The 25,700-nt window shown below is 70.7% G+C and carries 20 protein-coding genes and 5 tRNA genes; 15 read left to right on the top strand and 10 right to left on the bottom strand.

Going from position 1 to position 25,700, the window contains the following annotated elements:
• The first annotated feature begins 81 nt into the window (after positions 1-81).
• The 3 genes from EV567_RS23250 to EV567_RS23235 all read left to right on the top strand — a co-directional run bounded on the left by EV567_RS23250 (position 82) and on the right by EV567_RS23235 (position 4,748).
• Complete coding sequence (locus EV567_RS23250) at positions 82-1,170, top strand: branched-chain amino acid aminotransferase (protein ID WP_130443226.1); 1,089 nt, start codon at positions 82-84, stop codon at positions 1,168-1,170.
• 365 nt (positions 1,171-1,535) lie between these two features.
• Positions 1,536-3,179, top strand: a complete 1,644-nt coding sequence (gene cimA, locus EV567_RS23245) for a citramalate synthase (protein WP_130443224.1) — start codon at positions 1,536-1,538, stop codon at positions 3,177-3,179.
• A 192-nt stretch (positions 3,180-3,371) separates the two neighbouring features.
• A complete protein-coding gene (locus tag EV567_RS23235) occupies positions 3,372-4,748 on the top strand; it encodes a hypothetical protein (RefSeq protein WP_130443222.1) in 1,377 nt (458 codons plus the stop codon).
• Positions 4,749-4,822: 74 nt separating this feature from the next.
• Here EV567_RS23235 and EV567_RS23230 read toward each other — a convergent pair whose 3' ends face one another.
• Positions 4,823-5,605, bottom strand: coding sequence for a trypsin-like serine protease (locus tag EV567_RS23230; RefSeq protein ID WP_130443220.1), 783 nt, complete (start codon positions 5,603-5,605; stop codon positions 4,823-4,825).
• A gap of 357 nt (positions 5,606-5,962) precedes the next feature.
• Between EV567_RS23230 and EV567_RS23225 the strand changes: the two genes are divergently transcribed.
• Positions 5,963-7,558 carry an acyl-CoA carboxylase subunit beta gene (locus EV567_RS23225; RefSeq protein WP_130443218.1) on the top strand — a complete coding sequence of 532 codons (1,596 nt, stop codon included), beginning with the start codon at positions 5,963-5,965 and terminating at the stop codon, positions 7,556-7,558.
• A 57-nt stretch (positions 7,559-7,615) separates the two neighbouring features.
• Positions 7,616-7,810 carry an acyl-CoA carboxylase subunit epsilon gene (locus EV567_RS23220; protein WP_130443216.1) on the top strand — a complete coding sequence of 65 codons (195 nt, stop codon included), beginning with the start codon at positions 7,616-7,618 and terminating at the stop codon, positions 7,808-7,810.
• A gap of 144 nt (positions 7,811-7,954) precedes the next feature.
• On the opposite strand, the gene EV567_RS23215 is transcribed toward EV567_RS23220, so the two are convergent.
• The 8 genes from EV567_RS23215 to EV567_RS23180 form a co-directional block, all read right to left on the bottom strand.
• On the bottom strand, positions 7,955-8,536 hold the full coding sequence (locus EV567_RS23215; protein ID WP_026248371.1) for an ATP/GTP-binding protein: 582 nt from the start codon (positions 8,534-8,536) through the stop codon (positions 7,955-7,957).
• Complete coding sequence (locus EV567_RS23210) at positions 8,517-9,101, bottom strand: DUF742 domain-containing protein (RefSeq protein ID WP_130443214.1); 585 nt, start codon at positions 9,099-9,101, stop codon at positions 8,517-8,519. Before EV567_RS23210 ends, EV567_RS23215 begins: the two co-directional genes overlap by 20 nt.
• A 97-nt stretch (positions 9,102-9,198) precedes the next feature.
• Entirely contained in the window at positions 9,199-9,612 is a 414-nt protein-coding gene (locus EV567_RS23205; RefSeq protein ID WP_004983065.1) for a roadblock/LC7 domain-containing protein, read from the bottom strand.
• 10 nt (positions 9,613-9,622) lie between these two features.
• Positions 9,623-12,958: a nitrate- and nitrite sensing domain-containing protein gene (locus EV567_RS23200; RefSeq protein WP_130443212.1), complete on the bottom strand. Its 3,336-nt coding sequence runs from the start codon at positions 12,956-12,958 to the stop codon at positions 9,623-9,625.
• Between the two features lie 373 nt (positions 12,959-13,331).
• On the bottom strand, positions 13,332-13,907 hold the full coding sequence (locus EV567_RS23195) for an ATP/GTP-binding protein (RefSeq protein WP_030793795.1): 576 nt from the start codon (positions 13,905-13,907) through the stop codon (positions 13,332-13,334).
• Positions 13,888-14,286: a DUF742 domain-containing protein gene (locus tag EV567_RS23190; RefSeq protein ID WP_130443210.1), complete on the bottom strand. Its 399-nt coding sequence runs from the start codon at positions 14,284-14,286 to the stop codon at positions 13,888-13,890. Before EV567_RS23190 ends, EV567_RS23195 begins: the two co-directional genes overlap by 20 nt.
• Positions 14,287-14,399: 113 nt before the next feature.
• Positions 14,400-14,813, bottom strand: a complete 414-nt coding sequence (locus tag EV567_RS23185) for a roadblock/LC7 domain-containing protein (RefSeq protein WP_130443512.1) — start codon at positions 14,811-14,813, stop codon at positions 14,400-14,402.
• 9 nt (positions 14,814-14,822) lie between these two features.
• Positions 14,823-18,566 carry a nitrate- and nitrite sensing domain-containing protein gene (locus tag EV567_RS23180; protein ID WP_130443208.1) on the bottom strand — a complete coding sequence of 1,248 codons (3,744 nt, stop codon included), beginning with the start codon at positions 18,564-18,566 and terminating at the stop codon, positions 14,823-14,825.
• Positions 18,567-19,167: 601 nt separating this feature from the next.
• On the opposite strand from EV567_RS23180, the gene EV567_RS23175 reads away from it, so the two are divergent.
• From EV567_RS23175 to EV567_RS23135, 9 genes are all read left to right on the top strand, one after another.
• On the top strand, positions 19,168-19,362 hold the full coding sequence (locus EV567_RS23175; protein WP_165430469.1) for a hypothetical protein: 195 nt from the start codon (positions 19,168-19,170) through the stop codon (positions 19,360-19,362).
• A gap of 142 nt (positions 19,363-19,504) precedes the next feature.
• On the top strand, positions 19,505-20,290 hold the full coding sequence (locus EV567_RS23170; protein ID WP_130443206.1) for a fumarylacetoacetate hydrolase family protein: 786 nt from the start codon (positions 19,505-19,507) through the stop codon (positions 20,288-20,290).
• Complete coding sequence (gene gltX / locus EV567_RS23165; RefSeq protein WP_130443204.1) at positions 20,283-21,767, top strand: glutamate--tRNA ligase; 1,485 nt, start codon at positions 20,283-20,285, stop codon at positions 21,765-21,767. The genes EV567_RS23170 and gltX overlap by 8 nt, the downstream gene beginning before the upstream one ends.
• Before the next feature lie 74 nt (positions 21,768-21,841).
• Positions 21,842-22,573 (top strand): HAD family hydrolase, encoded by a 732-nt coding sequence (locus tag EV567_RS23160; RefSeq protein ID WP_130443202.1) that lies wholly within the window; start codon positions 21,842-21,844, stop codon positions 22,571-22,573.
• A gap of 92 nt (positions 22,574-22,665) precedes the next feature.
• Positions 22,666-22,737, top strand: a tRNA-Gln gene (locus tag EV567_RS23155).
• A gap of 42 nt (positions 22,738-22,779) precedes the next feature.
• Positions 22,780-22,852, top strand: a tRNA-Glu gene (locus EV567_RS23150).
• A 62-nt stretch (positions 22,853-22,914) separates the two neighbouring features.
• A tRNA-Glu gene (locus tag EV567_RS23145) sits at positions 22,915-22,987 on the top strand.
• A gap of 20 nt (positions 22,988-23,007) precedes the next feature.
• Positions 23,008-23,079, top strand: a tRNA-Gln gene (locus EV567_RS23140).
• Between the two features lie 43 nt (positions 23,080-23,122).
• Positions 23,123-23,195 (top strand) — tRNA-Glu (locus EV567_RS23135).
• Positions 23,196-23,365: 170 nt separating this feature from the next.
• On the opposite strand, the gene ndgR is transcribed toward EV567_RS23135, so the two are convergent.
• Positions 23,366-24,082 carry an IclR family transcriptional regulator NdgR gene (ndgR, locus tag EV567_RS23130; RefSeq protein ID WP_010984119.1) on the bottom strand — a complete coding sequence of 239 codons (717 nt, stop codon included), beginning with the start codon at positions 24,080-24,082 and terminating at the stop codon, positions 23,366-23,368.
• Between the two features lie 185 nt (positions 24,083-24,267).
• Between ndgR and leuC the strand changes: the two genes are divergently transcribed.
• On the top strand, positions 24,268-25,698 hold the full coding sequence (gene leuC, locus EV567_RS23125) for a 3-isopropylmalate dehydratase large subunit (RefSeq protein WP_130443200.1): 1,431 nt from the start codon (positions 24,268-24,270) through the stop codon (positions 25,696-25,698).
• The last annotated feature ends 2 nt before the right edge of the window (positions 25,699-25,700 follow it).

Below are 25,700 nucleotides of genomic sequence, written 5' to 3'. Positions count from 1 at the left end.
CTCGGACGTCCTAGCACTGGCCACCGGCCGTGCGGGGCGTGAGCGCGGCCCGTCACTACAACCGGTGAAGGACACCCACTCATGACGACGCCCACGATCGAGCTCAAGCCCTCCGCGCACCCGCTCGCCGCCGCCGAGCGCGAGGCGGTTCTGGCCAACCCCGGCTTCGGCCGCCACTTCACCGACCACATGGTGACGATCAAGTGGACCGAGGGCCGCGGCTGGCACGACGGCCAGCTCGTTCCGTACGCGCCGATCCCCCTCGACCCGGCCACCAACGTCCTGCACTACGCCCAGGAGATCTTCGAGGGTCTCAAGGCCTACCGCCGCCCCGACGGCTCGGTCGCCACCTTCCGCCCCGACCAGAACGCCAAGCGCTTCCAGCGCTCCGCCCGCCGCCTCGCCATGCCCGAGCTGCCGGTCGAGACCTTCGTCGCGGCGTGCGACGCGCTGGTCGCCCAGGACAAGGACTGGGTGCCCGCGCACGGCGGCGAGGACTCCCTCTACCTGCGCCCCTTCATGATCGCCACCGAGGTCGGCCTGGGCGTCAAGCCCGCCAACGAGTACCTCTTCATCGTCATCGCCTCCCCGGCCGGCGCCTACTTCCCGGGCGGCGTCGAGCCCGTGTCCATCTGGGTCTCCGAGGACTACGTCCGCGCCGTCCCCGGCGGCATGGGCGACGCCAAGACGGGCGGCAACTACGCCGCCTCCCTCCTCGCCCAGGCCGAGGCCGCGGCCCACGGCTGCGCCCAGGTCTGCTACCTCGACGCGGTCGAGCGCACCTGGGTGGAGGAGCTCGGCGGGATGAACCTCTACTTCGTCTACGGCGACCGGATCGTCACGCCGTCCCTGACCGGTTCCATCCTCGAAGGCGTCACCCGCGACAGCCTGCTGTCCGTCGCCCGCGACCTCGGTTACCGGGCCGAGGAGGGCCGCGTCTCCGTCGACCAGTGGCAGCGGGACGCCGAGAGCGGCGAGCTGACCGAGGTCTTCGCCTGCGGCACCGCCGCGGTCATCACCCCCGTGGGCACCGTCAAGCGCACCGGGGCCGAGTGGAAGCAGTCCGACGGGCGCCCCGGTGAGGTCACCATGAAGCTGCGCAGGGCGCTGCTCGACATCCAGCGGGGAACGGCCGAGGACAAGCACGGCTGGATGCACGAACTGGGCTGAGCCGCCCGCCCGGGAGCGCCCCAGGCGGCGCCCCGGGCGACGCCGTCCGATTACCGTCCGTCGGGCGACCGCATCCTGAGACGGTCGGTGAGCGCGGGGGAGGCTTGTGCCAGACTTCCCCCGTGCTCTCGTTCGCCACGATTATTGGCAGCAGGCGCGCCGGTCCGCAGTGACCGCCACGTACGACCAGGTACGGGTGGCCATCGTCGTCCTCGACCCGCGCGCAGACCTCTCGCACCCGCGAGAGGTCTTTCGTTTTCCCGGCCCACCTTCAGCCGGGAGCGAGGTGCGAGGGACCCTCTGGGGGGACGGTGGAGCCGGTCATTCCGGTAAGACCGAAGATCCACAACAGGAGCCTTGAGACCATGACCGAGACGGCAACCAGCGAGCTCGACGACTCGTTCCACGTCTTCGACACCACCCTGCGCGACGGCGCCCAGCGCGAGGGCATCAACCTCACCGTCGCCGACAAGCTCGCGATCGCACGGCACCTGGACGACTTCGGCGTCGGCTTCATCGAGGGCGGCTGGCCCGGCGCCAACCCCCGTGACACCGAGTTCTTCGCCCGCGCCCGGCAGGAGATCGACTTCCGGCACGCCCGGCTCGTCGCCTTCGGCGCGACCCGCCGCGCCGGCGGCAAGGCGTCCGAGGACCCGCAGGTCAGGGCGCTCCTGAACTCGGGCGCGGAGGTCATCACCCTGGTCGCCAAGTCGCACGACCGCCATGTGGAACTCGCGCTGCGCACCACGCTCGAGGAGAACCTGGAGATGGTCCGCGACACCGTCTCCTTCCTCCGCGAGCAGGGCCGCCGCGTCTTTGTCGACTGCGAGCACTTCTTCGACGGCTACCGCGCCAACGCCACCTACGCCAAGGCGGTCGTACGGACGGCCTCCGACGCCGGCGCAGACGTCGTCATCCTGTGCGACACCAACGGCGGCATGCTCCCCGCGCAGATCCAGGCGGTCGTCTCCACCGTCCTCGCCGACACCGGCGCCCGCCTCGGCATCCACGCCCAGGACGACACCGGCTGCGCGGTGGCCAACACGCTCGCCGCGGTGGACGCGGGCGCGACCCACGTCCAGTGCACGGCGAACGGGTACGGCGAGCGGGTCGGCAACGCCAACCTCTTCCCCGTCGTCGCCGCCCTGGAGCTGAAGTACGGCAAGAAGGTCCTGCCCGAGGGCAAGCTGCGCGAGACGACCCGCATCTCGCACGCGATCGCCGAGGTCGTCAACCTCACGCCCTCCACGCATCAGCCGTACGTGGGCGTCTCCGCGTTCGCCCACAAGGCGGGCCTGCACGCCTCCGCGATCAAGGTCGACCCGGACCTGTACCAGCACATCGCCCCCGAACTGGTCGGCAACACCATGCGAATGCTGGTCTCCGACATGGCGGGCCGCGCCTCGATCGAACTCAAGGGCAAGGAACTCGGCGTCGACCTCGGCGACGACCGGGAACTCGTCGGCCGGGTGGTCGAGCGGGTCAAGGAACGCGAACTCGAGGGCTACACCTACGAGGCGGCCGACGCATCCTTCGAACTCCTGCTGCGCGCCGAGATCGAGGGCCGGCCGCTGAAGTATTTCGCCGTCGAGTCCTGGCGCGCCATCGTCGAGGACCGTCCCGACGGCAGTCACGCCAACGAGGCCACGGTCAAGCTGTGGGCCAAGGGCGAGCGCATCGTCGCCACCGCGGAGGGCAACGGCCCCGTCAACGCGCTCGACCGCTCGCTGCGGGTGGGACTGGAGAAGATCTACCCCCAGCTCGCCAAGCTCGAACTGGTCGACTACAAGGTGCGCATCCTGGAAGGGGTCCACGGCACCCAGTCCACGACGCGCGTCCTGATCTCGACGTCGGACGGGGCGGGGGAGTGGTCCACGGTGGGCGTCGCCGAGAACGTCATCGCCGCGTCCTGGCAGGCGCTGGAAGACGCGTACACGTACGGCCTGCTGCGGGCGGGCGTCGAGCCGGCGGAGCCCTCCACCGACGGGGACCTCGGTCGTATGTCCTGAGGGGTCCTTGCACTGTGCCCGTCCGGGTCGCGCGGCCTGGCACCGCACCTCGCCGCGTTGCCGGAGTCCTCCGGTAGCGCCGCTACCGGAGGACTCCGGCGCCTTGCGATGCACGGCGCCAGACCACGCGCCCTGACCGCACGCTCACAGTGCAAAGGCCCCCTTTGCGCGCGGTTCGGGTAGCGTCGAAGTATGAAGGTCGCACGTTCGACCCGAGGCTTCGCCGGACTGCTGGTCGCGCTGGCGCTCGCCGCCCTGACCCTCCTGGCGGCGGGCGCCCCGCGCACGTCCGCCGCCCCCGCCGCCACCAGCGTGTCGACGATCGCCGAGGCGCTCCGCGAGAGCCCGGTGTACGTGGACCCGGAGGCCTCCGGCCAGCTCTCCCCGGCCGACGCCCACGCGCTGCAGAAGAAGATCGAGGACGCCGGCAAGCCGGTGTTCGTCGCCGTCCTGCCGGCCGGCTACCCGACCGCGGGCCTCTTCACCGACCTGCGCACCGCCACCGGCGTGACCGGCCTGTACGCGATCCGCCTCGGCGACCGCTTCGACGCCCGTGCCGACTCCTCGGTGCTGCCGAACGCCGCCGTGCGCAACCTCGTCACGAGCGTCCGTGACGTGACCGGCGCCCGCGACCAGCTGAACGAGTTCACCGACCGCGCGCTGGCCAACATGGGCGGCTCCGCTCCCGCGAGCTGGAGCCCGTCCTCCGGGGGCGGCGCGGTCTCCACCACCGCGCTCATCACCGCGGGAGCGGTCCTGCTGGCCGGCAGCGCGGGCGCGTACACCGTCGTCCGGCGCAACCGCAGGCGCCGGGCGGAGGAGCAGCGGGCCGCCCTCGACCGCCTCAGGGTCGTCGTCGACGAGGACATCACGGCCTTCGGCGAGGAGCTCGACCGGCTCGACTTCCAGCCGGCCGCCCCGGAGGCCGACGACGCCATGCGCACCGACTACGAGAACGCCCTCGACGCCTACGACCGGGCCAAGACGGCCATGGCGGCGGCGACCGCACCGGAGGACGTGCGGACCGTCACCGAGGCCCTGGAGGACGGCCGGTTCTCCCTGGCCGTCCTCGCCGCCCGCCGCTCCGGCCGGCCGCTGCCCGAGCGCCGCCCGCCCTGCTTCTTCGACCCGCGGCACGGCCCCTCGGTCGCTGACGCGACCTGGACGCCGCCCGGCGGGGCCCCGCGCGAGGTCCCGGTCTGCGCGGCCGACGCCACCCGGCTGGCCGACGGCCGCGACCCGGTGATCCGCGAGGTCGACACCGACTGGGGCCGCCGCCCCTACTGGGAGGCCGGGCCGGCCTACGGCCCCTGGGCGGGCGGCTACTTCGGCGGCGGCATCCTGCCCGGCCTGCTGGTCGGCACCCTGCTCGGCAGCATGATGGCCACCCCCACCTACGCGGCCGACTACGGCTCCGGGTACGGCGACTTCGGCGGCGGCTACGAGGGCGGCGACGTCTCCGGCGCTGACTTCGACCCCGGCGACTTCGGTGGAGGCTTCGGCGGCGGCGACTTCGGCGGCGGCGGGGACTTCGGAGGCGGCGGCGGGGACTTCGGCGGCGGCTTCTGAGCCCGGCGGCCACGTGACCCGCCGGCACGGGCCCGGCGCGGGATGCGCCGGGCCCGCCGATGTCGCACGCCCCGTCAGAGGGAGGCGGCCGCCGACGCGATCGCCGAGGCGAAGGTGGAGACCTCGGTGTAGACGCCGGGCGCGTTGGCCCGGGCGCAGCCGATGCCCCAGCTGACGATGCCGACCTGGATCCAGGCGTTGTCGGCGTCGCGGCGGAACATGGGACCGCCGGAGTCGCCCTGGCAGGTGTCGACGCCGCCGGCCGCGTAGCCGGCGCAGATCTCCTCGTTGGCGATCAGACCGCTGTAGCCGCTGTACGAGCGACAGGTCGCGTCGCTCACGAACGGCACGGTCGACTTGAGCAGGTAGCGCTGCTGGGCCCCGCCCTCACGGGCCGCGCCCCAGCCGGCGATGGTGAAGGTGCCGGTGTTGTACTGCGCGCTCGACGCGATCTTCAGCGTCGGCAGGTTGATCGGTTGGGCGAGCTTGACGAGCGCCCAGTCCTTGCCGTCGCCGTTGTAGCCGGGGGCGCGGTACACGTACGTGGAGCGCACCTGGACGCGGCCCGAGGTGGACTGGAGGTCCACGACGCCCGCGGTGGCGGTGATGCCCGTGTTGGCGCCGGTCGCGCCCACGCAGTGGGCCGCAGTGAGCACGATCTGCTGGGTGTAGAGCGCGCCGCCGCAGCCCATGGAGAGCCGGACCATGAACGGGAACTCCCCCTGGGCGGCGCGGGTGCCGCCGACGACGGGGGAGGGGGCGGCCTGTGCGGCCGAGACGGGCTGGAGGCTGACGATCGCGAGGGCGGCGGCGCCGATCGTGGCGCATCTCTTGAGCGCCGTGAGGATTCTCTTCACCGTGATGCCTTCCATGTGGGGGGTTGGCATGGGCAGGTCAAGCCTGTTGGCTGGAGTATGAGAACCCCGCGCCCACCGCACAAGGGAGGCGATCCGGCCACGTACACTCCCCGCCCAAGGGCTCCCGCCCGGCGCGCACTCATGGCGCGTCACTCCGACGGGTCAGCCGACGCGCCGGTCGGTGTGAAGGGCGTCTCACGGTCCGGCTTTGTGCGACTTCTACAACCGCCCGGCCCTCTGAGCAGTCCGAACGCCTGCAAGCCGCCCTGGTTCTGTTCAGTGGCACCAGGAAAACGGGTCGGAGACTGTACGGAGTCGACGTCTCCCTTTCCTTGGTGCTCTTCGTAAGGTCGCTACATGACCGTTTTGGAAGAGACGACGGGTGAGCCGACCGCCGAGCCCACGGACGCGCGCGGGCGCGTCGCCGAGCTGCACGAGATCCGTGCGCAGGCCCTGGCCGGGCCGGGCGAGAAGGCGACGGCGGCGCAGCACGCCAAGGGCAAGCTGACCGCCCGGGAGCGCATCGAGCTGCTCCTGGACCCGGGCTCCTTCCAGGAGGTCGAGCAGCTGCGCCGGCACCGGGCGACCGGATTCGGTCTGGAGGCGAAGAAGCCGTACACCGACGGCGTCGTCACCGGCTGGGGCACGGTCGAGGGCCGCACGGTCTTCGTCTACGCCCATGACTTCCGCATCTTCGGCGGCGCGCTGGGCGAGGCCCACGCCACGAAGATCCACAAGATCATGGACATGGCCATCGCGGCCGGCGCGCCCCTGGTCTCCCTCAACGACGGCGCCGGCGCCCGTATCCAGGAGGGCGTCTCCGCGCTCGCCGGCTACGGCGGCATCTTCCAGCGCAACACCAAGGCCTCCGGCGTCATCCCGCAGATCAGCGTGATGCTCGGCCCGTGCGCGGGCGGCGCGGCCTACAGCCCCGCCCTCACCGACTTCGTGTTCATGGTCCGCGACACCTCGCAGATGTTCATCACCGGTCCGGACGTCGTCAAGGCGGTCACCGGCGAGGAGATCACGCAGAACGGCCTCGGCGGCGCCGACGTCCACGCGGAGACCTCCGGCGTCTGCCACTTCGCGTACGACGACGAGGAGACCTGCATCGCGGAGGTCCGCTACCTCCTCTCGCTCCTCCCGCAGAACAACCGCGAGAACCCGCCCCGCGTCGAGTGCTCCGACCCCGCCGAGCGGCGCGGCGAGGCCCTGCTCGACCTGGTCCCGGCGGACGGCAACCGCCCGTACGACATGGCCAAGGTCATCGAGGAGCTCGTCGACGACGGCGAGTACCTGGAGGTCCACGAGCGCTGGGCGCGCAACATCATCTGCGCGCTGGCCCGCCTCGACGGCCAGGTCGTCGGCATCGTCGCCAACCAGCCGCAGGCCCTCGCCGGCGTCCTCGACATCGAGGCCAGCGAGAAGGCCGCCCGGTTCGTGCAGATGTGCGACGCCTTCAACATCCCGATCGTCACCCTTCTGGACGTACCCGGCTTCCTCCCCGGCGTCGACCAGGAGCACGGTGGAATCATCCGCCACGGCGCGAAGCTCCTCTACGCCTACTGCAACGCGACCGTGCCCCGGATCTCCCTGATCCTGCGCAAGGCGTACGGAGGCGCCTACATCGTCATGGACAGCCAGTCCATCGGCGCTGACCTGACCTTCGCCTGGCCCACCAACGAGATCGCCGTCATGGGCGCCGAGGGCGCCGCGGGCGTCATCTTCCGACGTCAGATCGCCGACGCCGAGGACCCCGAGGCCATGCGGGCCCGCATGGTCAAGGAGTACAAGTCCGAGCTGATGCACCCGTACTACGCGGCCGAGCGCGGCCTCGTCGACGACGTCATCGACCCCGCCGAGACCCGCGAGGTGCTCATCAGGTCGCTGGCGATGCTCCAGTCCAAGCACGCCGACCTGCCCTCGCGCAAGCACGGCAACCCCCCGCAGTAACCCAGCGGACGCTCCGCGACACCACAGCGGAAACCTCTTCCACGGAGACTCACTTTCATGAACCCGCCTGACATCCGCGTCGAGAAGGGCCACGCCGAGCCCGAGGAAGTCGCCGCCATCACGGCGATCCTCCTGGCCCGCGCCGCCGCCCGGACCTCCGAGCCCACCCCGACCCACCGCGGCCGCCCCAGGGCCGGCTGGCGCCGCCTGGAGCGCGAGAACGGCTTCCGCGCCCCCCACAGCTGGCGCTGAGCCTTTCGGCAACGACGAGAAGGGCCCCTCTTTCGAGGGGCCCTTCTCGTCGTGCCCAGGGGGCGCGGGGAACTGCGCGACCGACCACGGGCTGCCCGCGGACGGCGCACAACCGTCACAGGCAGCCCGGTGGCCGCACGCCCACTAACGCAAGCGAGCCATAAGGGCGTGCTCCACGAGAGTGATCAGCGCCGACTTGGCGTCGGCGCGGTGCCGCGCGTCCGTCGTGATGATCGGGGTGTCCGGGCCGATCTGCAGCGCCTCGCGCACCTCGTCCGGGTTGTACGGCTGATTGCCGTCGAAGCCGTTGAGGGCGATCACGAACGGCAGACCCGAGTTCTCGAAGTAGTCGACCGCGGGGAAGCAGTCGGCGAGACGGCGGGTGTCCACGAGCACGATCGCGCCGATGGCGCCGCGTACCAGGTCGTCCCACATGAACCAGAAGCGGTCCTGGCCGGGCGTACCGAAGAGGTACAGGATCAGGTCCTGGTCCAGGGTGATACGGCCGAAGTCCATCGCCACCGTGGTGGTGGTCTTGTCTCCGGTGTGGGTGAGGTCGTCGATGCCTGCCGAAGCAGACGTCATGACGGCCTCGGTACGCAGCGGGTTGATCTCCGAGACGGCCCCGACGAACGTGGTCTTGCCCACGCCGAAGCCACCCGCCACCACGATCTTCGCTGAGGTGGTGGAGCGGGAAGGACCGCCGCTAGAGCTTGCGAAGTCCACTGAGCACCCTTTCGAGCAGTGTCACGTCTGGCTGGCCGCCGGCGTTCTCGTCGCCGCCGGGCTGATGGATGGCGACCAGTCCCGCCTCCGCCAAGTCGGCGACGAGGATCCTGGCCACGCCGAGAGGGATGGTCAGGAGGGCCGAGATCTCGGCCACCGACTTGATCTCACGGCACAGATTGCAGATCCGCTGATGCTCGGGCAGCTGGCCCTGCATCTGGTGCGGCTGCGCAGTGGTGTGCACCAGCGCCTCGATGGCGAGCTGGTAGCGCGGGCGCGTCCGGCCGCCGGTCATGGCGTACGGACGCACCAGGGGGTTGTTCGACGCCCCGGCGGGCGCCGGCTCGGGACGGCGCTGCGGCTGCACGGGCTGGATGCGCGGCGAGTGCGGCTGGTCGTACGGGGACGGCCCGGGACCCTGCGGACCCTGGGGCGTGTACGGCCGCTGCTGGCTCGGGGCGGAGGGGAAGTTGTAACGGTTCGGGTTCTGGGAACCGTCGCCTTGACCCTGGGCAGGGCCGTACGACCAGTTGCCCGAATGTGAACCGCCTGGGGGTGTTGCCACTTTCTCTCCTCCTCCGACTGTGCCTGGCACCCGTTCATGTGGAAGCCGCGTCCCGAAACCCTACGGCCTCGGGACGCCAAAACGCACCGTCTGTCTGTTAGTTGAGAAGGCTTCCTTGGAGCTCCGCACGAAGGTCGGGCGTCAGAACCGTACCGGCACGGTCCACCAGGAGGGCCATCTCGTACCCGATGAGGCCGATGTCCGCCTCCGGGTGCGCGAGTACCGCGAGCGAGGAACCGTCGGAGATGGACATGATGAAGAGGAATCCCCGCTCCATCTCCACAACCGTCTGGTTCACACTGCCTCCCTCGAAGATGCGGGAGGCGCCTGCCGTCAGAGACGTCAGACCGGAGGCGACGGCCGCGAGCTGGTCGGCGCGGTCGCGGGGGAAGCCTTCGGACATCGCCAGAAGGAGTCCGTCGGCGGAGACCACCACCGTGTGGGACACCCCCGGGGTGTTGTCCACGAAGTTGGTGATCAACCAGTTCAGGTTCTGTGCCGCCTGGCTCATCGGGCTCACACTAACGCTCCTGGTTGTAGGTGCTGTCAGGACCGAGGCCCTGGCCGTTCGTTTCACTGCCTGCGTTGCGCCCGCGCTGGACGCCGCGACGCAGGTTGCTCAGCCTGCCTCGGACGTCCTCCGGGGCGCGGGAGACCTGGGGGCCTCCCTGGGGGGTGCTCTCGGCGGTGCCCTCGACCAGATTGGCCTTGGGCACGCGTCGCGGCAGACCGGAGGAGGTGACCCCGCCCGCCTTGGGCTTGCGGAGCGAGGCGGCCTGCTGCCAGCGCGCGTCGTTCGCCGAACGCCAACTGTCGTCGCCCCCACCGTCGCCCTCCGAAGTGGTGGCCGGCGCTTCCTGGTTCACGGGGCGAGAGCCGTTCGAACCGCTCGCCGCCGCGATGGATCCGCGGCGGGGCAGCCCGGAGTCGGTCATCGTGTGGGCGGAGGAGGCGGCCGGACCCGGACGGTCGAAGCCTACGCGGTCCTGCTCACCCGCGTCAGCGGCCTGCGCGGATTCCGCTTCCGGAGCGTACTGGTCCGGGTAGCCGTTGCGATAACCGCTCTGCTGCGGCCAGTCGTCCTGGTAGGACTGCTGCTCGTAGGACCCGAAGCCGTCGGCGGCGTCGGCACGGCCCGCGGAACGCTCGTCCTGCGCCGGCTCCGCGTACGCGGGGTCCGGGTAGCCGCCGTTCTGCGCGTAGCCGCCGTTGTGCGGCGCACCGCCGCCCGTCGAGAAGCCGTCGCCCGCAGAGAAGGCGTCGCCCTGGGGCGCCTGACCGTTCGACGTGAGGTACGGGTCCTCGTACGCCTGGCGCTGCTGCTCGCCGTACGGCGTCTGCTGGTCGTAGGCCGAGGGCTGCTCAGCGTACCCCGTGGCTCCGTTGGCGCCGGCGTCGTAGCCGCCCTGCGCACCGGCGAAGCCGTTCTGCGGGGCTTCGTAGGACTGCTGCTGCTGGCCGAAGTTCTCGCCGTAGGCGGGCGACTCGGGGGCGCGCTGCTGCTGCTGAGACTGCGGCTGCTGCTGCTCTTCGTGCGGCTGGGACTCCAGGGCCGCCCGGCGCTCCTCGCGCATCAGGGAACGGCCCACGGGGTCCAGGTCACGCAGGTCGTCGGGGACCGAGGGGTAGGCGTTGTCGTCGAAGCCGAGTTCGGCCGCGGTGCGCATCGGCACGCCGTTGCTGAAGTCCTCGGCGCCGAAGTTCTGCTCCGGGATGATCTGCGAGACGGTGAACTCGTCGCGTTCGGCGGGCTGCTCGCCGCCGCCGCCGTGAGTGATCGCGTCCGGCAGCATGACCAGCGAGGTGGTACCGGCCTGCTCGCCCGAGGGGCGCAGCTGGACCCGGATGCCGTGCCGGTCGGACAGCCGGCCGACCACGAACAGGCCCATGCGCTGGGAGATCGCGGCGTCGACGGTCGGCGGGTTGGCCAGCTTGTGGTTGATGTCCGCGAAGTCCTCGGCGGTCAGGCCGATTCCCTTGTCGTGGATCTCGATCATCACCCGGCCGTCGGGCAGACGGGTCGCGGTGACGCGGACCTTGGTCTGCGGGGAGGAGAACGTCGTCGCGTTCTCCAGGAGCTCGGCGAGCAGGTGCACGAGGTCGGTCACGGCACGGCCGTGGATCTCGGCCTCCGGGACACCGGACAGCTCGATGCGCTCGTACTGCTCCACCTCGGAGGAGGCGGCGCGCAGCACGTCGACCAGCGGGACCGGCTGGTCCCAGCGGCGGCCGGGCTCCTCGCCGGCGAGGACGAGGAGGTTCTCGCCGTTGCGCCGCATACGGGTCGCCAGGTGGTCCAGGCGGAAGAGGTTCTCCAGCTGGTCCGGGTCGGCCTCGTTGTTCTCCAGGTCGGTGATCAGGGTCAGCTGGCCCTCGATCAGGGACTGGTTGCGGCGCGAGAGGTTGGTGAAGATCGCGTTGATGTTGCCCCGCAGCAGGGCCTGTTCGGCGGCGAGCCGGACGGCCTCGCGGTGGACCTGGTCGAAGGCGCGGGCGACTTCGCCGATCTCGTCGGTGGTGGTGATCGGGATCGGGGCGACCCGGGTGTCGACGCGCCCGGGGTCGGTGCGGGAGAGCTGGTCGACCAGCATCGGCAGCCGCTGCTCGGCGACCCCGAAGGCGGCGTTGCGCAGCTGGCGCATGGACTGGCTCATCTGCCGCGCCATGAGACTGGCGATGATGAAGGCGGCGAGAAGGGCGACGATGACGATGCTGCCGTTGACGATGGCGTCACGGCGGGCGTCGGAGGCGATGTTGCCGGCGTCGCTCACCGCGCGGTCGATGAGTTCCTTCTCGACCTGGCTGTAGGCCTGGAACTTCAGCGTGGCGGCCCCCATCCACGCCTGGGCGGTGATGCCCTTGTCGGCGAGGTCGGAGGGCTTCTGGCCACTGCCGATGGCCTCGATCATCTTCAGCATGGGGGGCGCGGGGACGTAGTTCTGCCCCGCGGCCTCCGCCTTGGCCTTGGCGTCGGCCGCCAGCTGCTGGCCCTCGGCCTGCTTCTGCTGCAGGACCTGCTGCAGTCGGGCGGCGTCCGCCGTGGTGCCGCCGGACACGTACTCCTGGAGCGCGATCTGCTCCAGGTACGCGTACGAGGTGAACGCGGTGACCTGCCGGGTGAAGGTCTTCTCCTCGGGGCTCGGCCGCACCAGCAGGTGCATGCCGATCGAGCGCTGGAGCGACTCGGCGCCCTTGGCCAGGGCGATGGCGTAGACCGTGCGGCCGTAAGCGGTGATGTTGCCGGTGCCCAGACCGAGTTCGTTGGAGAACTCCATCAGCAGGTGCTCGACGGCGACGTAACCCTCTTCGGTCTGCACCGGGTCGGACTTCGCGGTGTAAGCGGCGGCGCGCACCTGGGCGAGCTTCGGTTCGGCTTCCTCGACAAGGTTCAGCCTGCGCTTGAGGCCCGGCTTGTCCGGCATGCCGACGACTTCGGCGTGGAAGGCCTTGGCCTTCTCGTCGGTGACGGCGCGGGCGTTCTTGACGACCTCGCTGTCCTTCTTGTTCTGCAGGAGCGGCTCGGCGGACACGTCCCGCTCGTTGAGGAGGGCCTCGGCGTACTCACCCGAGGCGGCCACGATCTTCGCGGTCTTCTCCGCGTCCAGCGCCTCCTGCCAGGTGTCGATCGACGTCTTCACCTGGAAGCCGCCCATGACCAGGCCGACCAGCACGGGTATGAGCAGGATGGCGTTCAGCCGGGTCGGCACTCGCCAGTTGCGCGGGGAGAGACGACCACCGCTCTTGGCGGGTGCGGCCGTCGGCTCCGAGCCGGGCACAGGGGCGGTCGCCGCTCCGCGCGGCGGCGGGGTGAAGTTGCCCCGCGCCGCCGGCTCGGGACTTTTCTTGCTTCGCCTCACTCGACCAACAACCTCTCGGCGGTCGGCACCTTCGTCGTGCCGCAGTGTCTCAGAGCCCGGTCAGCCATCGACCATGAGTACGTCATTGACTATTGGGCAGTTCAGGCATTCCAGCACGTCGGCCTGCGCTCCTCCAAACACCGGTAGGGGACGAATACTTGTGATGTAAGCCCTAGATAAAACGGTCAAACAGCGCGAGCCCCGCCAAATGACGGGGCTCGCGGGAGCGCAGTGAGACCGGACGACCGCGAAGCGTGGCCGTACCACCCGATTCCTCTGCCGAAACGTTATGAACACCGGAGCCGGCCGTGTCAAAGGCCACAGCCGGCTCCGATCCGCCTACGACGGCTGCCGTAGGGCAGCGCCGGGAGTGCTAGCGCAGACGCGCCATCAACGCGTGTTCCACCAGGGTGATCAGAGCGCTCTTGGCGTCCGACCGGTGCCGTGCGTCGGTGGTGATGATCGGGGTGTCCGGTCCGATCTGCAGCGCCTCGCGCACCTCCTCCGGCTGGTACGGCTGTTGCCCGTCGAAGCCGTTGAGGGCGACGACGAACGGCAGGCCGCTGTTCTCGAAGTAGTCCACCGCCGGGAAGCAGTCCGCCAGCCGGCGCGTGTCCACCAGCACCACCGCGCCGATCGCGCCGCGCACCAGGTCGTCCCACATGAACCAGAACCGGTCCTGGCCCGGAGTGCCGAACAGGTAGAGGATCAGGTCCTGGTCGAGCGTGATGCGGCCGAAGTCCATGGCCACCGTGGTGGTGGTCTTGTCCCCGGTGTGGGTGAGGTCGTCGATGCCCGCGCTCGCGGACGTCATCACGGCTTCCGTGCGCAGCGGGTTGATCTCGGAGACGGCGCCCACGAACGTGGTCTTGCCCACGCCGAAGCCGCCCGCCACCACGATCTTCGCGGAGGTGGTGGCCCGGCCCCCGTCAGAGCTTGCGAAGTCCACTGAGCACCCTTTCGAGCAGCGTCACGTCAGGTGCGCCGCCGTTGTTCTCATCGCCGCCCGGCTGGTGGATGGCCACCAGACCGGCTTCGGCGAGGTCCGCGACGAGGATCCGCGCCACGCCCAGCGGCATGGCCAGGAGCGCCGAGACCTCCGCGACCGACTTCACCTCACGGGTGAGGTGGCAGATGCGCTGGTGCTCGGGGAGCAGCCCCATGAGCGCTGCCGGGTCGGCCGTGGTGGTGATCAGCGCCTCGATGGCGAGCTGATAGCGCGGCCGGGTCCGGCCGCCGGTCATCGCGTAAGGACGCACCAGCGGCTGGTCGCCCTCATCCCCGTACGGCTCCGCGTACGGGTCATGAGAGGCGGTGGGCGGGGTCATGAATCCTCCGGGCGGGACAGCATGTCTCGGTCAGTCGTGCCGTCCGTCGAGGCCGGTGGGGGGATGGTGTCGGCCGGACGGTGATTTCGTGAGGGGGGTGGTACCGGGGACGGTCAGTGGAGCAGACTGCCTTGGAGTTCGGCGCGCAGGTCGGGCGTCAGGACCGCGCCCGCGCGGTCGACGAGGAGCGCCATCTCGTAGCCGACGAGGCCGATGTCGCACTCCGGGTGTGCGAGCACGGCGAGGGACGAGCCGTCCGAGACGGACATGAGGAAGAGGAATCCCCGCTCCATCTCGACGACCGTCTGGGACACCCGGCCGCCCTCGAAGATCCTCGAGGCGCCCGCGGTCAGCGACGTGAGCCCGGACGCGACGGCCGCCAGCTGGTCGGCACGGTCGCGCGGGAATCCCTCGGACATCGCCAGCAGAAGCCCGTCGGCGGACACGACGACGGTGTGGGACACCCCGGGGGTGTTGTCCACGAAGTTGGTGATCAACCAGTTCAGATTCTGGGCCGCCTGGCTCATCTGGCTCAACTAACGCTCCTGCTGGTGAGTGGGGCTGGGGAAACTGCCGGTCGAGCCGTTGCCGGCCTGACGACCCTGTGCGATGCCCCGACGGAGATTGGTCAGCCGTCCGCGTACGTCGTCAGGCGCACGCGAGACCTGCGGACCGCTTTGGTGCTGTTGCTGCTGAGCCGTGCCCGGGACGAGGTTCGCCCGGGGCACCCGGCGCGGCAGGCCGGAGGTGGTGACGCCGCCCGCGGCCGGCTGCCGGACGCGCTCGGCCTGACGGACGAGTTCGTCGTTGGGCGAGGTGCGCCACGAGGAGGTCGTGGCGCCCGTGGCCGCGGGACGCTGGGGTGCGGCGGGAGCCTGCGGCTGCTGCCGCTGAGGCGCCGGCGCAGGCGCCGTGCCGTTGCCGTCCTCGCCCTGGGCACCGTGGAACCAGTTGGTCTCCAGGGTGTCGTAGAGCGGGGTACGGCCGTCGCCGGGACCCTGGGCCGGCGGCAGCGCCTCCGGCTCGGGGCGGGCGGCGTGACGCTGCGGGGCGGGCTGCTGCTGTGGGGAGCCGTAGCCGTTGCCCGCGGTGTCGTTCTGGGGCCGCTGGTACTGGCCCGTGGACGCGGGGTCCTGACGGGCGGGCAGCGAGGGCTGCCCCGGGGCGGCGCTGTCGTAGCCCGGCGCGGCGAACTGGCCGGTGGAGCCGTTGTCGTACGCCTGGGGAGCGGCGAACTGGCCTTGGTCCGCCGGGGTGTTCTGGCCGCCAGGGGCGCCGAAGACGTCCGAGCGGACGAAGCCGTCCTGCTGGCCGCCCGCGCCGGGAGCCGGGAACTGACCCGTGTCCTGGTGGCGGCCGTTGCCCTGGCCCCCGTTGACCGCCGGGTACTGGCCCGTGCCCTGGCCGCCGGCCGGGCGCATGAAGTCGGCGGGGCCGGCCGTGCCCTGGCGCTCGTCGATGCGGGGGATCGCGGGTATCTCGGCGGTGGAGCCGGGACCCCGGTCGTTGACGCGCGGCATCTGCGCGGTCTGGGCGGCGTCCGGCTCCTCGTGGCCGCGCGGAGCGTCCAGCGGGGTGCGTGCGGACGGCGGGTACGCGGCGTCGTCGGCCCAGTTGGTCCCGACGTTCCCGCGCGGAGGCTGGTTGCCGCCCGGCAGTTCGGCGCGCGGGCCGCCGCGCGGCGGCAGCTGCGGCTGACGGCCGCGGCCGCCCTGCTCGGACCGGTTGTTGTCCTGGGGGCGCTGCGCGGACGGCGGACGTCCGCCGCCGAACAGGTCCTGACCCTGGGAGGGCGCGCCGGTACCGGCCGCCTGGAGGCCCTGCGGGGCGCCCGGGGCCTGACCGCCGAAGCCGGCGCCCGCCGGGGCCGGGCGGCCCTGCTGAGGCGAGGCGGGGGGCTGAGGTCCGCGCGGGGCGTTGTTCGGACGGCCGCCGCCGTCCCGTCCGGGCAGCGCGGCCCGGGGGCCCTGACCGGCGGGCAGGCGGCCGCTGTTGCCGCCGCCGAAGGCGCCGCCGCCGAGCGCGCCGGCCTGCTGACCGCCCTGACGGCGGGCGGCAGCGGCGCCGGCGGCGGCCTGCGCGGCGGCGGGACCGCCGGAGGCCCCGCCCTGGCCGGGCTTGGGCTGCGGCTTCTTGCCGCCCTGGGCGACGTCGACGGGCAGCATGACCAGCGCGGTCGTGCCGCCGGAGTCGGACGGGCGCAGCTGGATGCGGATGCCGTGCCGCTGCGACAGCCGGCCGACCACGAACAGACCCATGCGTCGGGAGACGGAGACGTCCACGGTGGGCGGCGCGGCGAGCCGCTCGTTGATCGCGGCGAGGTCCTCGGGGGAGAGGCCGATGCCGGTGTCGTGGATCTCGATCAGCACCCGGCCGTCGGGCAGCGCGTGACCGGTGACCTTGACCTTGGTCTGCGGCGAGGAGAACGAGGTGGCGTTCTCGAGCAGCTCGGCGAGGAGGTGCACGAGGTCGTTGACGACCCGGCCGGCGACCTCGGTGGTCGGCACCGAGGCCAGCTCGATGCGCTCGTACTGCTCCACCTCGGACGCGGCGGCGCGCAGCACGTCGACCAGCGGGACCGGGCGGGTCCAGCGCCGGCCGGGCTCCTCACCCGCGAGGACGAGGAGGTTCTCACCGTTACGGCGCATACGGGTCGCGAGGTGGTCGAGCTTGAACAGCGAGGACAGCTGGTCCGGGTCGGCCTCGCGGGACTCCAGTTCGGAGATGAGCGAGAGCTGACGCTGGATGAGGCCCTGGGAGCGGCGCGAGAGGTTGGTGAACATCGCGTTGACGTTGCCCCGCAGCAGGGCCTGCTCGGCGGCGAGACGGACGGCCTCGCGGTGCACGTCGTCGAAGGCCGCGGCCACCTTGCCGATCTCGTCCCTGGAGTGCACACCGACCGACTCGACGGAGGTGTCGACGTCCTGCGGGTCGGACTCGGACAGCTGCTTGACCAGCTCGGGCAGCCGGTCCTGGGCGACCTTGGTGGCGGTCTCCTGGAGGCGGCGCAGCGAGCGGATCATGGACCGGGCGACGACGAACGCGCCGACCAGCGAGACGCCGAGCACGAGCAGGATCAGCGCACCGGAGATGATCGCTTCCTGCTCCGACTCGGCGCGCAGCTCGCGGGCCTTCTGCTCCATCTGCTCCAGCAGCGTGGTCTCGATGTTCTTCATCTGCTGGATCTTGGTCGTGCTGGCGTCGAACCAGTCCTGGTACGACCGCTTGTTCAGCGACTGAAGACCGGTGGCCGAGCCGAGGGCCCGGGTGGCGTAGGTGTCCGCGTCCTCGATGGTGGGGCTGCCCTGCTCGACGGGCTCCAGCAGGGTCTCGGCGTCGTCGTCGCCGTAGATGCTGCGGAAACTCGCGAGCTCGGAGTCCTGGTTCTGGAGCGCGGCGTCGCCGTACTGGCGGTCGTTCTCGGAGAGCTTGCCGAGCTGGGTGTTGCTCGCCGGCAGGGCGGCCGACAGGACGGCCCGCTGGACGGAGGCGTACTCCTTGGCGGAGGAGAAGGCGGCCAGCGCGCGGGTGCGCTGGATCATCTCCGGGTTGCTGGTGGCCTGCGCCATGTCCTGCGACAGGTCGAGCAGCGAGGTGATGAGGCGGTGGTACGCCTCCACCGTCTGGGTGGAGTTTTTCTGCTCCGCGTAGGCCGCCTTGCGGACCTTGGCGATGTTGCCGAGGTCGCCGAGCAGACCCACGAGGCTGTCGCGGACGCCCTGGAGGTTGTCGTCCGAGCTGGCGGCGTCGATGTCCTCGGAGGCGTCGCTGAACGCGGCCAGCGACTGGTCCGTCTTCTCCCGGACGCCCTTGACCGTCGCGTCGGTCTCCTTCGCGCCGTGGGCGAGGGGGCCGGCGGACTTGTCGCGCTCCTCCTGGAGGCGGCTGGCCAGCTCGGTGGCCTGCTTGGTCATGTCGGTGAGCAGCCGCATGTTGTCGAGCTGCTGGATGTCGTCCATCGACTGGTTGATGCGCAGCGTGCCCAGCGTCGTGGCCGCGACCACGGGCAGGGTCAGCAGCGCGACCAGTCGGGTGGAGATGCGCCAGTTGCGCAGAGCGACACGGGAGCCGGTGCCGGGGGAGGCGGCCGTGGGCTTCACCGTCTGAGTCTGGGGGGCCGCGGCCGCGGACGCGGCCGTGCCGGAGCGGCCGCCGTCGCCGGAAGCCTGGCCCGGGTTCTGGGCGTGCTGGGGCGAGGAGCTGCCGGCCGTGGGGCCAGTCCCGCCGTGCGGCTCCGGCTCCGCCGAAGCGCTGCCATCCCTCTTGAAACGTCCCTGCACTAGCGTCGCAACCTCTGGACCAGGCGCCCCCCGCGTGAACGGAAGGACGGTGTCGGCGTGTTGAGGGGTGCCCTGAATGCGGCCCCTCTAACGGTCGTGATGGACCGGCGCTGGCTCCCCCTTCTCACCGCCGCTCGGCGCTGCTGTGCGCCCTGCGCGCCGGCCAGTTCCAGCGGCGGTCCGTGAGATTCCAGCACAGTGCCGGATCTCCAACAAGGCTTGTTGGCCGGGCTGTGACATGAGTGACAGTCCGTGAGGGGTGCATTACCGCATGTAGAAAGTGTTCTCTCGCAATGCGGACAAAGGTGGGCGAAGGTCTGGGATCAGGGACGTGTCCCAGTCGCCATGATCAGGAGCGGAATGAGTGGTTCGGTACGTCGATGTCCGTTTCCTCATGCCTGGGGAAGGGCCTGATTTGACCGAAATGGGCGGGGATTCGTGAGCAAACTCACACGCAGATCATGAGACCTTCACGCCTTCCCCGGGAATGGCGTGCATAGCCTGAGCCTTTACAGATATGGCAAATCCGACAAGCCGCGCCCCTGCGGAGGTCCGCCGACGGCCCTCCCGGCGCCCGAAGAGAACAGGGCTACGTAGAACAGTGAAGACGACCGCGATGTTCCACAAGATCGCCAACCCGCAGCGTACGACGCTGGCGCACCTCAAGGACGCCGACGAGCTGCGGCTCCTCGAACAGAGGGAGCACGCCGTCGATCTCCCGGCCCAGACCGCCAACCCCAAGCGCACCATCCTCAACGAGGTACCCGTCGCGGCACTCGCCGCCTCCGCGGAGTAGTACGCACGCCGGCCGCCGGATGCTCAAGCACCCCTGAGGCTGCCGTCCACGGATGTCAAGGGCGTCCCCGGCCGGGGACGCCCTTCCGCGTTAGCCTGGACCGTCAGACTTCCCGCCAGCTCAGCAAGGGGCCAACCAACCCGTGCGCATCGCCAGGTTCTCCATCGACGGGAACGTCGCCTTCGGCGCGGTCGAAGGCGACAAGCCGGACGAGCTCGTCCTGAACATCATCAAGGGCATCCCGTTCGCGGAACACGAGCTCTCCGGCACCAGGGTGCCGATGAGCAAGGTCCGGCTGCTCCCGCCCGTGCTGCCCAACAAGGTCGTGGCCTTCGGCCGCAACTACGCCGAGCACGCGCGCGAACTGGGCCACGACGTCCCCGACGCCCCGTTCGCCTTCTTCAAGCCGTCGACCTCGGTCATCGGGCCCGGCGACCAGATCCAGTACCCGCCGTTCTCCGAGGAACTGCACCACGAGGCCGAGCTCGCCGTCGTCATCGGCCGCATGTGCCGCGAGGTCCCGCGCGAACGCGTCGCCGACGTCATCCTCGGCTACACCTGCGCCAACGACGTCACCGCGCGTGACGTCCAGCGGCGCGAGAAGCAGTGGGCCCGGGCCAAGGGCTTCGACAGCTCATGCCCGCTCGGCCCGTGGGTGGAGACGGACCTGGACCTGAAGGCCGCGTCCGACCTCACCGTCCAGCTCACGGTCAACGGCCGGCAGCGGCAGCTCGGCCGCACCAGCGAGATGATCCACCCCATCGAGGATCTGATCGTCAACATCACCGAGGCCATGACGCTGCTCCCCGGCGACGTGATCCTCACGGGCACCCCGGCAGGGGTCGGCCCCCTCAACGTCGGCGACGAGGTCGCCGTCACCATCGAAGGCATCGGCACTCTCACCAACAAGGTTGTCAAGCGTGGCTAGCGCACCCGGCTCCCCCGTACGCGTCCGTTTCTGTCCCTCGCCCACCGGTAACCCCCATGTGGGCCTGGTCCGCACCGCCCTGTTCAACTGGGCGTTCGCCAAGCATCACCAGGGCACCCTGGTCTTCCGGATCGAGGACACCGACGCCGCCCGCGACTCCGAGGAGTCCTACGAGCAGCTGCTCGACTCGATGCGCTGGCTGGGCTTCGACTGGGACGAGGGCCCCGAGGTCGGCGGCCCGCACGCGCCGTACCGCCAGTCGCAGCGCATGGAGCTCTACAAGGACGTCGCCGCCAAGCTCCTCGACGCCGGCCACGCCTACCGCTGCTACTGCTCCCAGGAGGAGCTGGACACCCGTCGCGAGGCCGCCCGCGCCGCCGGCAAGCCCTCCGGTTACGACGGCCACTGCCGCGAGCTGACCGCCGGGCAGGTCGCGGAGTACGAGGCCCAGGGCCGCGCCCCCATCGTGCGCTTCCGGATGCCCGACGAGACGATCACCTTCACCGACCTGGTCCGCGGCGAGCTGACCTTCACCCCGGAGAACGTCCCGGACTACGGCATCGTCCGCGCCAACGGCGCCCCGCTCTACACGCTCGTCAACCCGGTCGACGACGCCCTGATGGAGATCACCCACGTCCTGCGCGGCGAGGACCTGCTCTCCTCCACCCCCCGACAGATCGCCCTCTACAAGGCGCTGATCGAACTGGGCGTCGCCAAGGACATCCCGGCCTTCGGCCACCTGCCGTACGTCATGGGCGAGGGCAACAAGAAGCTCTCCAAGCGCGACCCGCAGGCGAGCCTGAACCTCTACCGGGAGCGCGGCTTCCTCCCCGAGGGGCTGCTCAACTACCTCTCCCTGCTGGGCTGGTCGCTCTCCGCCGACCAGGACGTCTTCTCCACCGACGAGATGGTCGCGGCCTTCGACGTCGCGGACGTCAATCCCAACCCGGCCCGCTTCGACCTCAAGAAGTGCGAGGCGATCAACGGCGACCACATCCGGCTGCTCGACGTGAAGGACTTCACCGAGCGCTGCGCCCCGTGGCTGAAGGCCCCGTTCGCGCCCTGGGCGCCGGAGGACTTCGACGAGGGCAAGTGGCACGCGATCGCCCCGCACGCACAGACCCGGCTGAGGGTCCTCTCCGAGATCACCGACAACGTCGACTTCCTCTTCCTCCCCGAGCCGGTCTTCGACGAGGCGAGCTGGACCAAGGCGATGAAGGAGGGCAGCGACGCCCTGCTGCGCACCGCCCGCGAGAAGCTGGAGTCGGCCGACTGGACGTCCGCCGAGTCCCTCAAGGAGGCCGTCCTCGCGGCCGGCGAGGCCCACGGCCTCAAGCTCGGCAAGGCCCAGGCCCCGGTCCGCGTCGCCGTCACCGGCCGCACGGTCGGCCTGCCCCTCTTCGAGTCCCTGGAGATCCTGGGCAAGGACAAGACCCTGACCCGCATCGACGCGGCCCTGGCCAGGCTGGCGTCGTAACGCGCGCCACGTGAGGGGCGGTGTCCGGAAAGAGCCCGGGCGCCGCCCCTCACGCACGCGCTACCGTCGAGGCCATGACGATTCGCGCGGTTGTCTGGGACGTCGACGACACCCTCTTCGACTACACGAGCGCCGACCGGGAGGGCATGCGCAGGCATCTGGACGTCGAGGGACTCCTGGCCGCGTACGACACCCCCGAGGCCGCCGTCGTCCGGTGGCGGGAGGTCACCGACCGGCAGTGGCGGCGTTTCGAGGCGGGCGAGGTCACCTTCGAGGGGCAGCGCCGCGACCGGGTCCGGGTCTTCCTGAACCGGGAGATGACCGACGCGGAGGCCGACGTCTGGTTCCGGCGTTACATGGATCACTACGAGGCGGCCTGGGCGCTCTTCCCCGACGTGCTGCCCGTCCTGGACGCCCTCGCCACCAGCCACCGCCACGCCGTGCTCTCCAACTCCAGCATCCACGTCCAGGACCGCAAGCTGCGCGTCCTCGGCGTGCACGACCGCTTCGAGGCGATCCTGTGCGCGGCCGAACTCGGCGTCGCGAAACCGCAGGCCGCCGCGTTCCTCGCGGCCTGCGAGGCGCTCCGGCTGCCCCCGCACGAGGTGGCGTACGTCGGCGACCACCCGGAGATCGACGGCCAGGGCTCCGCCGACGCCGGCCTGCTCTCCGTGTGGATCGACCGCCACGGCGGCACGGCCACCGTCGAACTGCCCTCCGGACGGCACCGGATCGCCAGCCTGTCCGAACTCCCGGCGATCCTCGGCGCGGATACCCGTTTTGGAGCGCAGTCCACCTTCGGGTAATGTTCCTTCTGCGCCGCCGGGGAGCGGGCCGAAAAGGCCGGAACCCGGGGGAGCGAACTAGAACAAGATCCCTTCCGGGATCGGCGTTCCAGTGGCCTATGGTGTAATTGGCAGCACGACTGATTCTGGTTCAGTTAGTCTTGGTTCGAGTCCAGGTAGGCCAGCTCGCAGAGCTCATCTGCACCAGTGGAGATCTGCTCCACGAAGCCCCCGTTGTGTAGCGGCCTAGCACGCTGCCCTCTCAAGGCAGTAGCGCCGGTTCGAATCCGGTCGGGGGTACAGATCCTTCCCGCGGGGAGAGTTCGGGTAGCTCCCGCTCACCTCGATGCAGGATCGCTAGGGCCCCCGTTGTGTAGCGGCCTAGCACGCCGCCCTCTCAAGGCGGTAGCGCCGGTTCGAATCCGGTCGGGGGTACAAACTGGTCTAAACCACATTGGTCTATGGTGTAATTGGCAGCACGACTGATTCTGGTTCAGTTAGTCTAGGTTCGAGTCCTGGTAGACCAGCTCGGATCTGCGGCGGTGCAGTTCGAACGCCTGCAAGATCCTCGCCCCCGTTGTGTAGCGGCCTAGCACGCCGCCCTCTCAAGGCGGTAGCGCCGGTTCGAATCCGGTCGGGGGTACAAGACAGCGGCTCCCCACCTCAGCTGAGGCGGGGAGCCGTTCGCGTTGTACGACGGACAAGGTCGGGGTTCGCCTGACGCCGCCGCCCCGAGCGCGTCGTGTGATCGTCCTCCGTGGCCCGCCGCGGCGTTGAGGCCGGCCCCGGAGGAACGTGGTCCTCGGCTTCCGGTCAGCCCGTGCGGCGCAGCGCCTCCGAGAGGCGGCCCGCCGCGTCGATGACGGCCTGCGCGTGCATCCGCCCCGGGTGGCGGGTCAGACGCTCGATGGGGCCGGACACCGAGACGGCGGCCACGACCCGGTTGGAGGGGCCGCGCACGGGCGCGGAGACGGACGCCACGCCCGGCTCGCGCTCGCCGATCGACTGGGCCCAGCCCCGCCGCCGTACGCCCGACAGGGCCGTCGCCGTGAACCGGGCGCCCTGCAGTCCGCGGTGCAGGCGCTCGGGCTCCTCCCAGGCCATCAGGATCTGCGCCGAGGAGCCCGCCTTCATCGTGAGCGTCGAGCCGACCGGGACCGTGTCCCGAAGGCCGGACAGGCGCTCCGCCGCGGCCACGCAGATCCGCATGTCGCCCTGGCGGCGGTAGAGCTGCGCGCTCTCGCCCGTCACGTCGCGCAGGTGGGTGAGCACCGGGCCGGCAGTCGCGAGCAGGCGGTCCTCGCCCGCGGCGGCGGCCAGTTCGGCAAGCCGCGGACCGAGGATGAACCGGCCCTGCATGTCGCGCGCCACCATGCGGTGGTGTTCCAGTGCCACGGCCAGCCGGTGGGCCGTGGGTCGTGCCAGTCCGGTCGCCGCGACCAAGCCCGCGAGGGTGGCCGGACCGGACTCCAGAGCGCTCAGGACGAGGGCTGCCTTGTCCAGAACGCCGACGCCGCTACTGTTGTCCATGAAACGATATTCCCGTCTCACTCTGTGAAACGCAAGTTCAATTTTCCGTGAGACGCGCAACCCTTGGACCTACAGCGGCCCGCAGACCAACGGGCCCGGCGGCGAGCGCCCGGGGACCGGGACAGGGCGCCGCCTCCACAAGATCTAGTTGGGCCGGGCGACTTCCGCCGGCCGGAGGGAAAGCGATGGGTAGGACACTCGCGGAGAAGGTCTGGGACGACCACGTCGTCCGGCGCGCCGAGGGCGAGCCCGACCTCCTCTTCATCGATCTGCACCTGCTGCACGAGGTGACCAGCCCGCAGGCCTTCGACGGACTGCGCCAGAACGGCCGGCCGGTGCGCCGCCTCGACCTCACCATCGCGACCGAGGACCACAACACCCCGACCCTCGACATCGACAAGCCCATCGCCGACCCGGTCTCCCGCGCCCAGCTGGAGACCCTGCGCAAGAACTGCGCCGAGTTCGGCGTCCGGCTGCACCCGCTCGGCGACGTCGAGCAGGGCGTCGTCCACGTCGTCGGACCGCAGCTGGGGCTGACCCAGCCGGGCATGACGGTCGTCTGCGGCGACTCCCACACCTCCACGCACGGCGCGTTCGGCGGACTGGCCTTCGGCATCGGCACCTCGCAGGTCGAGCATGTGCTGGCCACCCAGACGCTGCCGATGACCCGCCCCAAGACCATGGCCATCACGGTCGACGGCGAACTGCCCGATGGCGTCACCGCCAAGGACCTGATCCTGGCGATCATCGCCCGCATCGGCACCGGCGGCGGCCAGGGCTACGTCCTGGAGTACCGCGGCTCCGCCATCGAGAAGCTCTCGATGGAGGCCCGGATGACCATCTGCAACATGTCGATCGAGGCCGGCGCCCGGGCCGGCATGATCGCCCCCGACGAGACGACCTTCGCCTATCTCGAAGGCCGTCCGCACGCCCCGAAGGGCGAGGACTGGGACGCGGCCGTCGCGTACTGGAAGACCCTGAAGACCGACGACGACGCCGAGTTCGACGCCGAGGTCGTCATCAAGGCCTCCGAACTGTCGCCGTTCGTCACCTGGGGCACCAACCCCGGCCAGGGCGCGCCGCTTTCGGCGGACGTCCCCGACCCCGCTTCGTACGAAGACGCTTCGGAGCGCTTCGCCGCCGAAAAGGCCCTGGAATACATGGGGTTGGAGGCCGGGCAGCCGCTGCGCTCGATCAGCGTGGACACCGTCTTCGTAGGCTCCTGCACCAACGGCCGCATCGAGGACCTGCGGGCCGCCGCCGACATCGTCCGGGGCCGTAAAGTCGCCGACGGCGTACGGATGCTGGTCGTCCCGGGCTCCGCGCGCGTGGGTCTGCAGGCCGTCTCCGAGGGCCTGGACGTCGTCTTCAAGGACGCCGGCGCCGAATGGCGGCACGCGGGCTGCTCGATGTGCCTCGGCATGAACCCCGACCAGCTGGCCCCGGGTGAGCGCTCCGCGTCCACCTCCAACCGCAACTTCGAGGGCCGGCAGGGCAAGGGCGGTCGTACGCACCTGGTGTCGCCGCAGGTCGCCGCGGCCACCGCGGTCCTGGGCCACCTGGCCTCCCCGGCCGACCTGTCCGACGACGCCCCCGTCACGCCCGCTGGAGTCTGATC

This window comes from Streptomyces sp. BK239 (assembly GCF_004217285.1).
GTDB lineage: Bacteria > Actinomycetota > Actinomycetes > Streptomycetales > Streptomycetaceae > Streptomyces.
The sequence above is the reverse complement of the archived record's forward strand: the minus strand, read 5'-3'. Positions and strand labels throughout refer to the sequence as shown.

What these genes read in the sequence shown, in the direction of transcription:
- EV567_RS23250 (WP_130443226.1), top strand. Translation starts at nt 82, where the DNA reads ATGACGACGCCCACGATCGAGCTCAAGCCCTCCGCGCACCCGCTCGCC.
- cimA (WP_130443224.1), top strand. Translation starts at nt 1,536, where the DNA reads ATGACCGAGACGGCAACCAGCGAGCTCGACGACTCGTTCCACGTCTTC.
- EV567_RS23235 (WP_130443222.1), top strand. Translation starts at nt 3,372, where the DNA reads ATGAAGGTCGCACGTTCGACCCGAGGCTTCGCCGGACTGCTGGTCGCG.
- EV567_RS23225 (WP_130443218.1), top strand. Translation starts at nt 5,963, where the DNA reads ATGACCGTTTTGGAAGAGACGACGGGTGAGCCGACCGCCGAGCCCACG.
- EV567_RS23220 (WP_130443216.1), top strand. Translation starts at nt 7,616, where the DNA reads ATGAACCCGCCTGACATCCGCGTCGAGAAGGGCCACGCCGAGCCCGAG.
- EV567_RS23205 (WP_004983065.1), bottom strand. Translation starts at nt 9,612, where the DNA reads ATGAGCCAGGCGGCACAGAACCTGAACTGGTTGATCACCAACTTCGTG.
- EV567_RS23190 (WP_130443210.1), bottom strand. Translation starts at nt 14,286, where the DNA reads ATGACCCCGCCCACCGCCTCTCATGACCCGTACGCGGAGCCGTACGGG.
- EV567_RS23185 (WP_130443512.1), bottom strand. Translation starts at nt 14,813, where the DNA reads ATGAGCCAGGCGGCCCAGAATCTGAACTGGTTGATCACCAACTTCGTG.
- EV567_RS23160 (WP_130443202.1), top strand. Translation starts at nt 21,842, where the DNA reads ATGACGATTCGCGCGGTTGTCTGGGACGTCGACGACACCCTCTTCGAC.
- ndgR (WP_010984119.1), bottom strand. Translation starts at nt 24,082, where the DNA reads ATGGACAACAGTAGCGGCGTCGGCGTTCTGGACAAGGCAGCCCTCGTC.
- leuC (WP_130443200.1), top strand. Translation starts at nt 24,268, where the DNA reads ATGGGTAGGACACTCGCGGAGAAGGTCTGGGACGACCACGTCGTCCGG.